The 12132-nt window shown below is 63.0% G+C and carries 10 protein-coding genes; 5 read left to right on the forward strand and 5 right to left on the reverse strand.

Annotated features, from left to right (window positions below; translation table 11 throughout):
- Positions 1-300: 300 nt before the first annotated feature.
- The 4 genes from CKO35_RS00680 to CKO35_RS00695 form a co-directional block, all read right to left on the reverse strand.
- Positions 301-1131 (reverse strand): uroporphyrinogen-III synthase, encoded by an 831-nt coding sequence (locus CKO35_RS00680; protein ID WP_242466935.1) that lies wholly within the window; start codon positions 1129-1131, stop codon positions 301-303.
- Positions 1128-2096 (reverse strand): hydroxymethylbilane synthase, encoded by a 969-nt coding sequence (gene hemC, locus CKO35_RS00685; RefSeq protein ID WP_200171537.1) that lies wholly within the window; start codon positions 2094-2096, stop codon positions 1128-1130. The genes CKO35_RS00680 and hemC overlap by 4 nt, the downstream gene beginning before the upstream one ends.
- A gap of 186 nt (positions 2097-2282) precedes the next feature.
- Positions 2283-3020: a LytR/AlgR family response regulator transcription factor gene (locus CKO35_RS00690; protein WP_200171539.1), complete on the reverse strand. Its 738-nt coding sequence runs from the start codon at positions 3018-3020 to the stop codon at positions 2283-2285.
- Positions 3017-3988: a sensor histidine kinase gene (locus CKO35_RS00695; protein ID WP_242466936.1), complete on the reverse strand. Its 972-nt coding sequence runs from the start codon at positions 3986-3988 to the stop codon at positions 3017-3019. The genes CKO35_RS00690 and CKO35_RS00695 overlap by 4 nt, the downstream gene beginning before the upstream one ends.
- Before the next feature lie 249 nt (positions 3989-4237).
- Between CKO35_RS00695 and argH the strand changes: the two genes are divergently transcribed.
- From argH to CKO35_RS00720, 5 genes are all read left to right on the forward strand, one after another.
- On the forward strand, positions 4238-5635 hold the full coding sequence (gene argH, locus CKO35_RS00700) for an argininosuccinate lyase (protein WP_200171543.1): 1398 nt from the start codon (positions 4238-4240) through the stop codon (positions 5633-5635).
- 178 nt (positions 5636-5813) lie between these two features.
- A complete protein-coding gene (locus CKO35_RS00705) occupies positions 5814-6194 on the forward strand; it encodes a response regulator transcription factor (protein ID WP_200171545.1) in 381 nt (126 codons plus the stop codon).
- An 11-nt stretch (positions 6195-6205) separates the two neighbouring features.
- Positions 6206-8347: an exonuclease domain-containing protein gene (locus tag CKO35_RS00710; RefSeq protein WP_200171546.1), complete on the forward strand. Its 2142-nt coding sequence runs from the start codon at positions 6206-6208 to the stop codon at positions 8345-8347.
- Between the two features lie 4 nt (positions 8348-8351).
- Positions 8352-8648: a hypothetical protein gene (locus CKO35_RS00715; protein WP_200171548.1), complete on the forward strand. Its 297-nt coding sequence runs from the start codon at positions 8352-8354 to the stop codon at positions 8646-8648.
- 148 nt (positions 8649-8796) lie between these two features.
- Entirely contained in the window at positions 8797-11397 is a 2601-nt protein-coding gene (locus tag CKO35_RS00720; protein WP_242466937.1) for an ATP-binding protein, read from the forward strand.
- Positions 11398-11402: 5 nt separating this feature from the next.
- Here the strand turns inward: CKO35_RS00720 and CKO35_RS00725 are convergent, their stop codons facing one another.
- Positions 11403-12065 (reverse strand): alpha/beta hydrolase, encoded by a 663-nt coding sequence (locus tag CKO35_RS00725; RefSeq protein ID WP_242466938.1) that lies wholly within the window; start codon positions 12063-12065, stop codon positions 11403-11405.
- Between the last annotated feature and the right edge of the window lie 67 nt (positions 12066-12132).

Consider the following 12132-nt stretch of genomic DNA (forward strand, 5'->3'; position numbering starts at 1 on the left):
GCTGTTTCGGATGCGGGAGATTCGGGGTTGCCTGATCCGGGCTGGGATGTCCCGGAGGCGCCGGCCGCTCCCGCCGGTTGCTCATCAGAAGTGGATACGCTGCGAACCTTGCCTTCGATCGGGTCGCGTTCCTTGGAGTCAGCGTTGGATGCAGCGTTATCATCGCCGGAGGCAGCACTCTCGACGGTGCCGGTCAGTGGCCGCCCCCTGCTGGAAGATGTTTCCTTCAACTCGTCCGGTGCACCGGCACCGGTTGCCTGCGGCTTGTTCTTGCCTCTGGCCCTGTCTTTGGATCTAGATCTACTCATGAGTTTGCTTCCTCTTTTCAGCCCATTTCTGCACGGCCACCAGCATGGATTCATCGCTGGGATCGTCGGCCACCACTGGGGATTCCGTGAAGCCCATCTCCCGTGCCGTATCCAGCATGCGTTCGCAGCCCACTACCAGCGGGGTGTTGCGAAGCCAGAGCCGCCCTGCCTGGCCGACCATCTCGTACAGGTTGCGCAGCCCCTCGGCGCTGGTAATCGTAATCACGTGGATGTCTCCCCGGGACCACTGGCGCAGGAGCCGGCCGGTGTCGGCATCCGGCATGCCCCGTCGGTAGGTCTCGGCAAAGGTCACCCTCGCGCCCCGAGCAGTGAGTGTAGCACCTAGCAATTCACGGCCCCCGTCGCCGCGAAAGATCACGACATTCTTGCCCTGGACATCCTGCAGTTCCGGTTCTTCCAGCAGGGCTTCGCTGTCAAACCGGCTGGGCGGGCAGATATGCACCCGGTGCCCGAAGCGTTCCAGTGCCTTGGCGGACTTGATCCCCACCGTGGCCAGCTTCAGGTCTTCGGGCAGGGTCCGCCGGGCATGGATCAGGTTCATGGCCCGGGTGACGGCGTTCGGGCTGACAAACACCGCGATCTGGAATTCGTCCAGCCGGTCAATCAGGGCATTCAGGGCGCCCACGTCTCCGGGCTCCAGAATGGCAAGCACCGGAAAGCGCAGTGCCTGCCCTCCGGCGGTCTCCACCATGCGACAGAAGGGCTCCGCCTGATGGGCGGGCCGGGTCACCATGACGGTGACACCCTGCAGCGGCAAATCTGCCCGTGCAGGGGTCATGTCCATGGACGCCTCGAATGTCATGACCGGTCGTCTTGGGCCGCGGGTGGTGCCTCGGGTTCAAGGCCCAGATCGTTCAGGATCCTGTCGGCCCCCTCGCGCAGCAACTGCTCCGCCAGGGCGATGCCCAGCGCCTCGGCCTGGTCATGGGGGCCATTGAGGGCACCACTATAGACCATGGAACCGTCCGGCTCACCCACCAGGCCACGCATGTGGATCAGGCCGTCATTCTCCAGGGTGGCATAGCCGCCGATGGGAACCTGGCAGCCGCCGTTGAGACGGCGATTGAAGGCCCGCTCCGTGGTTACCCGCAGGAATGTATCCGGGTCGTTCAGCGGCGCGATCAGCTCCATGACTTCGGGATCATTACTGCGGCATTCGATGCCGATGGCGCCCTGGCCGATGGCTGGCAGGCTCTCTTCCGGCGTGAGGATGGCGGTGATGCGATCCGCAAAGCCCAGGCGCTTGAGGCCAGCGGCGGCCAGGATGATGGCATCATAGTCACCGGCATCCAGCTTGGCCAGGCGGGAATTCACGTTGCCGCGCAGGTCCAGCACCTTGAAGCCGGGATAGCGGGCGCGGATCTGGCACTGGCGGCGCAGGCTGGAAGTGCCGACGCGGGCATCTTCGGGCAGCTCATCCAGGGATTTGTACTTGTTGGAGACGAAGGCGTCGCAGGGGTCTTCCCGGTCCATGATCACGGGCAGTTCCAGGCCCTCGGGCAGTTCCATGGGAACATCCTTCATGGAATGCACGGCGATGTCCGCTTCGCCCTGCAGCATGGCGGTCTCCAGCTCCTTGACGAAGAGCCCCTTGCCGCCCACTTTCGCCAGCGGGGTATCCAGGATGCGGTCGCCCTGGGTGGACAGCTTCACAAGGGTCACCTTGACCTCGGGAAACAGTTTCGTGACCCGGGCAGCCACTTCCTCGGCCTGCCAGAGGGCGAGAGGACTTTTCCGGGTGGCGATCTTGAGTTCGGTTTTTGGCATCTTCGGGTTTGAAGCTCGTGAAAATGTGGCCGTTCAAATGGTTCGCGGTATCGTACAACGCAACCATACATTATGTCTGCCTTTCAACACACACGGCAGAGGTGCCTGTGTCAACTTTCATTGACCCGGGCCGCTATTCTTTGCTGTCACCCTCAACTTGAGCAGGCCTTGCGGGGGCCTTTGCCGCTACAGGGATTTCAGGAAACGGCGAACTTCCGCCACATGCCGCCGACTGACTTCAAGTCGCTCCCTGGAGTTCTTGAGAACCACCTCAAAACTCCCCTGACTGTTCTTTTCCATACCGCAAAAGCGGGCTTTTGATACCAGGGCATTACGATGCACGCGCAGAAAGCTGTCGGCGAATTCCTCTTCCAGCGCCTTGAGAGGCTCTTCGATCAATACCTCGCCCCCATCGTGGCGAACAGTGACATATTTCTGATCCGCCTGGAAAAAATGCACTGAACTCACAGGAATCAGCTCCAGATTCCCCCGCACGCGGGCACAGATGTGGCTGCGGGCATTGCTGTGCTGGCCAGAGGGATCATGGAGATTGCCCAGTTGGGCGCGGTTGGGCCGGCATGCCTGTTCCAGGGCCTCCTGCAGGCGTTCCCGTCTGACCGGCTTGAGCAGATATCCCACGGCATGGGTTTCGAACGCCTCAAAAGCATGCTCTTCATAGGCCGTGACGAAGATGACGGCTGGCGGTGTCTCCATGCCCGAGATATGCCCTGCGGCCTCCAGTCCATCCATGCCGGGCATCCGGATGTCCATGAGGATGATGTCCGGCTCCACCTCCTGTGCAAGCCGGACGGCCTGCACCCCGTTGGATGCGACGGCAACCACCTGATACCCGGCCATCTCTTCCAGCAGGGAACTGAGGCGCTCCCGGGCCGGCAGTTCGTCATCCACGATCATGACCTTCATGGCATTCTCCTTGGCAAAGAGATGTCCACCCGGTAATGGCTCAGGGATTGAAGTGTATTCATGCGAGCCCTCCCCTGATAGGCCAGGGCCAGACGCTGGCGGACGCTTTCCTGGGCAAACTGGTTGCCTGGCCGCCGGCGTCGTTCCTGTTCCGGGGGCATGGGATTTTCGATGGTGATGTCCAGCCGTTCTCCCTGTTGCCGGATATCCACTCGCACGCAGCCACCTTCGGTCAGGGGCTCGATGCCGTGATAGATGGCATTTTCCAGCAGGGGCTGGAGGGTGAGGCTGGGTACCGGGAAATCCTGGGCCACGGATGGTTCCATGCGCCAGTCCACCTGGAGGCGGTCCCCCAGGCGCAGGGACTCGATGCGCAGATAATTCTGGGTCAGTTTGACCTCTTCCTGAAAACTGACCGTGTCCTTGCTGGACAGGGTTGCCCTGAAAAGATCGGCCAGGTCCATCACGGTGGATTCCGCAACTTCCGGACGCGTCCGGGTCAGGCTGGCAATGGTGTTCATGCTGTTGAACAGAAAGTGGGGGCGAATCCGGGCCTGGAGCGCCTGAATCCGGGAGCGCGTCTCGGATTCCAGGTTATTCTTCCACTGGCTCTGGACGTAGAGGTATCTCAGGGCCACGGCACTGACAATGGCGCTGATGGCGAGCGTGCGGGTCAGGAAATCGGCGACCGGGATGCCTGTGCTCATATGGTCCCAGTCGATCTGGCGACCAATCGCAAGGGATGCAAGTGACAGGGCAAGGGTAATGCCCAGTGTGATCAGCCAGGCAGCGGTGGCTGCCTGAAAAGCGCTGAGTGGGGTCAGCAGGGGGCGCGTGGCGCATAGCGCCAGTACGGTTCCCAGGGCAACCCATTGGACGAAAAGCGAAATAAGCGCCAGATTCACCCAGAAGCCATGCTGACCGCCGCCGGTGGACAGTGTCAGGACAAAGGCGAGAAGCTGCCCCATGAGCACGACCAGGAATACGGTTTTGCTCTCGCAAAAATTGGGGAGGAAACCGGACGCCGTCCCCGACTCATCCCCGGCAGGGGGTAATGGATGCCTTGGCCTCATGGAAATTTGTGTTGTGCAGCCTTGCGTGGAGTGAGCAGAAAGGATTCTCCTGCCCTCGGATCCTGGTGGTGAGGGCGATTTCCTCCCTTACAGTATCTCAATGGTATACTCCTTGCCAGTTATCCGGAGATACGCACCTTATTTATGAACGACAAGTCATCGCAAGACAAACTCTGGGGCGGCCGCTTTTCGGAGCCAACCGACAGCTTCGTGGAGGCCTTCACCGCTTCGGTGGAGTTTGATCGCAGGCTTTACCGGCATGACATCCAGGGGTCCTGTGCCCATGCCCGCATGCTGGCCAGAGTCGGGGTGCTGACGGAGGAAGAATGTAGCCGTATCGTCGCTGGACTGGAAGAAATCCTGGCCCAGGCGGAGCGGGGAGAATTCGAGTGGTCGGTCAGCCTGGAAGATGTTCACATGAACGTGGAGGCCAGGCTCATCGAGCGTATCGGCGACGTGGGCAAGAAGCTGCACACGGGGCGCTCGCGCAATGATCAGGTGGCCACGGACATCCGTCTTTACCTGCGCGAGGCCATCGATCATCTGCTGGCGGAGATCCGTCGTCTGCAGCGGGGTCTGCTGGATCTTGCGGAGCGGGAAGCCGAGACGGTGATGCCCGGTTTCACCCATCTGCAGACCGCCCAGCCGGTGACCTTCGGTCATCACATGATGGCCTGGTTCGAGATGCTGGAGCGGGACCACGCCCGTATGGTGGATTGTCGCCGCCGGGTCAATGTCCTGCCCCTGGGGTCTGCCGCCCTGGCCGGCACCCCCTACCCTCTGGACCGTCATTACACCGCCGAGCTGCTGGGTTTCGACCGGGTGACGGACAACTCCCTGGATGCGGTGAGCGATCGGGATTTTGCCATTGAGTTCTGCGCCGCCGGCGCCCTGATCATGACCCACCTGTCCCGCTTCTCCGAGGAGTTGATCCTCTGGGCCAGCGCCCAGTTCGGCTTCGTGGATCTGCCGGACCGGTTCTGCACCGGTTCTTCCATCATGCCGCAGAAAAAGAATCCCGACGTACCCGAACTGGTGCGGGGCAAGAGCGGCCGGGTCAACGGCAATCTCATTGCCCTGCTGACCCTGATGAAGGCCCAGCCGCTGGCCTATAACAAGGACAACCAGGAAGACAAGGAGCCCCTGTTCGATACCGTGGACACCCTGGCCGGCAGCCTGCGGGCCTTTGCCGACATGATGCCCCATGTGCAGGTCCGTGCCGATGCCATGCGTGCCGCCACCCGCCGCGGCTTTGCCACCGCCACTGATCTGGCGGATTACCTGGTGCGCAAGGGCATGCCCTTCCGGGATGCCCATGAGGTGGTGGGTCGTGCGGTGCGTCTGGGCGTGGAAACCGGCAGGGATCTGGCCGACATGTCCCTGGATGAACTCAGGGGTTTTTCCGGCATCATCGAGGCCGACGTGCATGATGTACTGACCCTGGAGGGTTCCCTGGCGGCTCGCGATCTGCATGGTGGTACCGCGCCCCGTCAGGTCAGGCTGCGTATCGCCGCGGCCCGGGAGCGCCTTGAACAAGCCTGATCACCGCTGGTGATTTCCATGGATTGATCCCGTGATGCCCCTTCATGGAAGGGGCATCACGCGCTTGCGTCATGACGCTATCAACCGCCTGTGCTATTTTGAGCTTATAGCCATAGGTTAATAAGGTATTGAAGCCGGCGATGATCCCGGTTTCAAAAAGGAGAATAAGGAGGATGAGATGGCGCCCCAATCCGTACTGGTGGTGGACGATGAACCCAATATCGTCCTCTCATTGGAATTTCTGATGAAGGAGGCCGGTTTTGAAGTGCGCGTTGCCCGGGATGGTGAAAGCGCGCTGGAAGCCGTGCGTCAGAATCCCCCCCATGTGATCCTGCTGGATGTCATGTTGCCCAAGCGGGATGGTTACGATGTCTGTCAGACCATTCGCGCCAATCCGGAATGGAAGGACATACGCATCCTGATGCTCACCGCCAAGGGACGGCAGATCGAGAAGGAGAAAGGACTTGCCATGGGGGCGGATGACTACATCACGAAACCGTTTTCCACCCGCGAGGTGGTGGAGCGGGTTCGAACCTATATGCCGGGTTCAGAAACCTAGGGCGCGGCTCCGTGGACAAGCGCACCCTTGTCGCATTACTTCTGTGGTCCCAGATTCTCTTTGCCTATCTGGGTATGGTGGTGGTGGCAAATTTTGATGCCTTGATGCAGGGGGCGATGCCGACCCGGTTTTTCGGCGCGCCCTTGCTGGTGGCACTGGCGTTCGCCGTGCCCGTTTCCGTAACCTGGTTTTTCCTCAGGCGATTGGTGTTCCGGCCGGCTCGGATGCTGAGCCGGGATGTCCGCGCCCTGCTGGAATCCCGTTCCGCCGATGCCGAGATCACCCTGCCCGCCCGGCATGCCATGGGCAGCCTGCCGGACAGCGTCGGCGCCCTGGCGGTGGCCCTGCGCGCTTCCCGGCGGGAGATTCGCAGCGCCATGGCGTCCGCCACGGCACAGATCAATGAGCAGAAGACCTGGCTGGAGGTGATTCTCCAGGGACTTACGGAGGGTGTGCTGGTGTGCAATCGCAATCACCAGATGCTGCTCTACAACCAGTCCGCCGTCACCATTTTGAATGAACCCGAGCGGGTCGGCCTGGGACGGCCTCTGTTCGATGTCGTCTCGAAGGCGCCGGTCATGCATACCCTGGATCGCCTGGAATGGCGCCGTTGCACCCGGGGGGAGTCCCAGGCCGATCTGTCCGAATCCTTCGTCTGTACCAATGCGGAGGCGACCCGTATCCTGCAGGGGCGCATGGCCCTGATGCTGGACCCGCGGGGCGAGACCAGTGCCTATCTGATCACCCTGGTGGACATCTCCGCCGACGTGGAGACCCTGACCCACGTGGATGCCATCCGTCGCGCCCTGACCATGGAACTGCGCGGAGCCGTGGGCAACCTGCGGGCCGCCGCCGAGACCGTGGATGCCCATCCGGAGATGGCCACCGAGGTCCGGCGCCGGTTCGAGCATGTGATGCGCGCCGAAAGCGAGCAGCTCAGCCGGCGCCTGGAAGAACTGGCCGCCATCTTCCGGGGCCATGCCCTGGGCCGCTGGCCCATGTCCGACATCTTCAGTTCCGACCTGATCAGTTGCGTGGCCCGGCGCCTGGAGGATTTGCCGAACCTGCGCCTGGTGCCCGTGGGCCAGCCCCTGTGGGTGCAGGGTGACAGTCTGTCCCTGGTGCGGGTGCTGGAATGCCTGCTGAGGGAGTTGCACGTCTTTTCCGGTGCCGACACCTTCCATGTGGAAACCCTGCTCGGGGATCGACGCATCTATCTGGATCTTTCCTGGAAGGGGCCCGTGGTGCCGGCCAAGCAGCTGGATCAGTGGCTGGACATCTCCTGCGGCGAGGAGCTGGGCCACCGTACCGTGCGCGACGTCCTGGACCGTCACGGTATCGAATTGTGGAGCCAGCAGGCGGGGCTGCCCGGCGAGGCACTGCTGCGTCTGCCCCTGATCGTGCCCAAGCGGCCCCAGTTCCTGCCCGAGGGCGAGCGCCTGCCGCCGCGTCCCGAATTCTACGACTTCGGCATCATGCGCGAGCACGAAGGCACCCCGGAGCTGGCCGATGTCCTGCTTGCGGATCTCACCTTCGTGGTCTTCGACTGCGAGATGACCGGTCTGGACCCGGTGGGGGGGGACGAGATCATTTCCATTGCCGGCGTGCGCGTGGTCAAGGGCAGGGTGCTCACCGGCGAGACCTTCGAACGTCTGATCAATCCGGGTTTTTCCATCCCGGCCGCGTCCATCCGTTTCCACGGTATCACCGATGACCAGGTGCAGGACAAGCCGCCTGTCACCGAGGTGCTACCCCTGTTCAAGGCCTTCGTGGGCGATGCGGTGATGGTGGCCCACAATGCCGCCTTCGACATGAAGTTCATCAGCATGAAGGAAACCCAGTGCGGGGTGAGTTTCAACAACCCGGTACTGGATACCCTCCTGCTGTCGGTGATGGTGGAGGATGAAGAGGAAGACCATTCCCTGGATGCCCTGCTGGAGCGCTACGGCATCCGCATCTCGGGGCGTCATACCGCCCTGGGGGATGCCGTCGCCACCGCCGAATTGCTGGTGCGTCTGATCGAGCGCCTGCAGTCCCAGGGTTTCAATACCTTTGGTGAAGTCATGCGTTCTTCCAACATGGCGGCCCAGTTGCGTCAGCGGGAACATACTCTGAGCCACCAGAACGGCAACGGGTCGGCCGTGGGGGTGTGAGGCCATGAAGCCGCCGCTGTCGCCGGAGGATGCCCAGGGTGATCGGGGCCTGCGGATGACCCCGCCCAGCGGTGCCCGTGAGCGGTATGTGGCGGCCTTCATGCTGGGACTGGCCCTGTTCTTTCCGCCTTTGCTGGCTGTCTTCGACGTGCCCGGTACCCTGCTGGGCATCCCGGTCCTTTTCCTGTATCTGTATCTGGCCTGGTTGACCGTGATCCTGGTGGTGGTGCTGATCGTGGTCCGGACCCGCGAGGATGGCACGGATGAACCTTCAGCGGAGCAGGATGAGGCCGGTCGGTGAACATCAGTCTGGTCATCGGTGTTTCCCTGGGCTATCTGCTGATCCTGTTCGGCATTGCCTACTGGGGGGATCGCCGGGCTGACCAGGGCCGCAGCGTTATCAACAACCCCTATGTCTACGCCCTGTCCATCGCGGTGTACTGCACCTCATGGACCTTCTACGGCAGCGTGGGCCTGGCGGCCCAGGGGGTATCCACTATCTGCCCATCTACCTGGGTCCTACCCTCATGGCGGCGGTCTGGTGGATCGTGCTGCGCAAGATGGTGCGCATCTCCAAGGTCAATCGCATCACCTCGATCGCGGACTTCGTGGCCTCCCGTTACGGCAAGAGCCCCCTGCTGGGGGGGCTGGTCACCATCATCGCCCTGGTGGGGCTGATCCCCTACATCGCCCTGCAGCTCAAGGCCGTTTCCGACACCTTTACGGTGATGGTCATGTATCCGGAGGTGACGGCCCAGGACCTGATGCACAGTGTGCCGTTCTACATGGACACCGCCTTCTACGTGGCGCTGATCCTGGCCCTGTTCGCCATCCTGTTCGGTACCCGGCACATCGATACCGCCGAACATCATCAGGGCATGGTGGCGGCCATCGCGTTCGAGTCCATCGTCAAGCTGGTGGCCTTCCTGGCCGCCGGCCTCATGATCACCTTCGTGATCTTCGGAGGGCCGGCGGATCTGTTCGGCCAGGCGGCCCGGCACCCGGATCTGGCCGAGTTGTTCCGGGTCGGGGAACTGGCGGACTACGGCAACTGGGTGGCCCTGATCCTGCTGTCCATGGTGGTGATCCTGGTCCTGCCGCGGCAGTTCCAGGTGGCGGTGGTGGAGAACGTGGACGAGCGCCACGTGAGCAAGGCCGCCTGGCTGTTCCCTCTGTATCTGTTCCTGATCAACCTGTTCGTGCTGCCCATCGCCTTTGCCGGGGTGCTGATGTTCGGCCATGGGGAGATCCACCCGGACAGCTTCGTCCTGGCCCTGCCCCTGTCCCAGGACCTGCAGTGGCTGGCGCTCATGGTCTTTCTGGGCGGGCTGTCCGCCGCCACGGCCATGATCATCGTCGAGACCGTGGCCCTGGCCACCATGCTCTGCAACGATCTGGTGATGCCGGTGTTGCTGCGCATCCGCTGGCTGCGGCTGCAGCAACGCAAGGATCTCACCCGCCTGCTGCTGCATCTGCGGCGCTGGGGTATCCTGGTGGGCATCCTGCTGGGCTACGGCTATGTCAGGATCACCGGCGACATGGTGGCCCTGGTGGGGATGGGGCTGGTGTCCTTCTGCGCCGTGGCCCAGTTCGCCCCGGCCCTCATCGGCGGCATCTTCTGGAAGGGTGCCACCCAGAAGGGGGCGCTGGCAGGCCTGGCGGCGGGATTTGCCGTCTGGCTCTATACCCTGCTGCTGCCGGCCTTTGCCCAGTCCGGCTGGCTGTCCATGGGGTTCGTTGAGCAGGGGCTGATGGGGATCGCCCTGCTCAAGCCCTATGCCCTGTTCGGACTGGAGGGGCTGGACCCGATTACCCATTCCCTGATCTGGTCCATGCTGGTGAACGTGGGGGCCTACGTGACCGTCTCCCTGCTTACCCGCCAGAGCACCATGGAACGCATCCAGGCCAACCTGTTCGTGGATGTGTTTCGTCTCTCCGCCGATCGCTACGGCAGCTCCCGTTTCTGGCGCGGTACCGCCACCGTGCGGGATCTGCTGGACCTGCTCAAGCGGTTCGTGGGCGAGGAGCGGGCGGTACGGGCCTTTCATCAGTATGCCCGTGCCCGTGGACTGGACTTTCGCCGCATGCGCGAGGCGGACGGTGAGCTGATCCTCATGTGTGAACGCATGCTGGCCGGTTCCATCGGTACCGCCTCGGCCCGGGTGATGGTTTCCAACGTGGCCAAGGGGGATGTGGTCAGTCTGGAAGAGGTGATGGAAATCCTCGACGAGGCCAGCCAGGTGATTACCTACAGCCAGCAACTGGAGGCCAAGTCCCGGGAGCTGGAGGCGGCCACCGCCGAGCTGCGGGCCGCCAATGCCCAGTTGCAGCAGCTGGATCGCATGAAGGATGACTTCATCTCCACCGTCACCCACGAGCTGCGCACTCCCCTGACCTCCATCCGCTCCTTCACCGAGATCCTGCATGACCATCCGGATCTGGAGACGGCAAAGCGCCAGGAGTTCCTGGGCATCATCATCAGTGAAAGCGAGCGCCTGACCCGGCTGATCAATCAGGTGCTGGATCTGGCCAAGCTGGAGTCCGGGGCCATGCGCTGGTACATCCGCCGGCTGGATCTGGTGGAGATCCTGACCGAAGCCGCCACCACCACGGGCCAGCTGTTCCGGGACAAGGGCGTGGACCTGGCACTGGAGCTGCCGGAACAGCCTGTATGGATACCCACGGATCGGGACCGGCTGATGCAGGTGGTCATCAACCTGCTCTCCAATGCGGTGAAATTCACGCCGTCGCAAACCGGACGGGTGGTGCTGCGCCTGCGCCCGGCCCGGGACGGAGGTGTGCGGGTGGAGGTGGAGGACAACGGCCCGGGAATCCCGGCGGAGGCGCTGCCCACCCTGTTCGAGAAGTTCCGTCAGGTGGGCGATGCCCTCACCGACAAGCCGGAGGGTACCGGCCTGGGACTGGCCATCTGCAAGAACATCGTGCAACGACTGGGGGGGCGGATCTGGGTGGAGACCGAGCCCGACCAGGGCAGTCGCTTCATCTTCACTCTGCCGGTACCCCGGTTCCCCGAGGCGGCCGGCGAGTGACGCTGCTATGCCAGCAGTGTACCGAACCAGCCGCTCAGATCCCGGATCTCGTCGGCGCAGACACTGTGGGGCATGGGGTATTCATGCCATTGCACCACGGCTCCGAGGCTGCCGAGCAGTTTGGAGGTATGGCGACCGAAATCCACCGGGATCACCGGGTCAAGGCTGCCATGGCCCATGAACACGGGCATCCCCCGGGCGCGCCGGGACAGACCCACCCCGGCCTGATCCGCATCGGGCATGTAGGTGGACAGGGCAAAGATGCCGTCCACCGCCGGGCCTTCCGACAGTCCCGCCAGCAGGGCCACGGCGCCGCCCTGGGAAAAGCCACCCAGCAGCACCCGGTCGTGGTCCTTGCGGGCCGACTCCACCATGGCCTGGATCAGGGAGACCGCCTCGGCCACCTGGGCATGATCCTCGCCCCGGCCCGGATCCAGGCTGAGAAAGTCATACCAGGCCCGCATGGGCATGTGATTGTTGATGGTCACCCGCCGCACCGGGGCATGGGGGAACAGGAAGCGCACCGGCGTATCTGGCGGCAGGGCCAGTTCCGGCACGATGGGCTCGAAGTCATGGCCGTCGGCCCCCAGGCCATGCAACCAGATGACGCAGGACCGGGGCGAGGCGCCGGTATCGATGACGACGGTATCAAGAGATGTGTTTTTCATGACCCATAGCATAGCCACTTTGTCTTGCCCGCACTACGGGCCCGGCCGGTGCCCGCGGGCCGTGCCC

It is taken from the genome of Ectothiorhodospira shaposhnikovii (assembly GCF_016584105.1).
GTDB lineage: Bacteria > Pseudomonadota > Gammaproteobacteria > Ectothiorhodospirales > Ectothiorhodospiraceae > Ectothiorhodospira > Ectothiorhodospira shaposhnikovii.

Coding starts and splice junctions, on each gene's coding strand:
- argH (WP_200171543.1), top strand. CDS start 4,238: ATGAACGACAAGTCATCGCAAGACAAACTCTGGGGCGGCCGCTTTTCG.
- CKO35_RS00695 (WP_242466936.1), bottom strand. CDS start 3,988: ATGGGGCAGCTTCTCGCCTTTGTCCTGACACTGTCCACCGGCGGCGGT.
- CKO35_RS00680 (WP_242466935.1), bottom strand. CDS start 1,131: ATGACATTCGAGGCGTCCATGGACATGACCCCTGCACGGGCAGATTTG.
- CKO35_RS00705 (WP_200171545.1), top strand. CDS start 5,814: ATGGCGCCCCAATCCGTACTGGTGGTGGACGATGAACCCAATATCGTC.
- CKO35_RS00720 (WP_242466937.1), top strand. CDS start 8,797: ATGGACCTTCTACGGCAGCGTGGGCCTGGCGGCCCAGGGGGTATCCAC.
- CKO35_RS00725 (WP_242466938.1), bottom strand. CDS start 12,065: ATGAAAAACACATCTCTTGATACCGTCGTCATCGATACCGGCGCCTCG.
- CKO35_RS00690 (WP_200171539.1), bottom strand. CDS start 3,020: ATGAAGGTCATGATCGTGGATGACGAACTGCCGGCCCGGGAGCGCCTC.
- hemC (WP_200171537.1), bottom strand. CDS start 2,096: ATGCCAAAAACCGAACTCAAGATCGCCACCCGGAAAAGTCCTCTCGCC.
- CKO35_RS00715 (WP_200171548.1), top strand. CDS start 8,352: ATGAAGCCGCCGCTGTCGCCGGAGGATGCCCAGGGTGATCGGGGCCTG.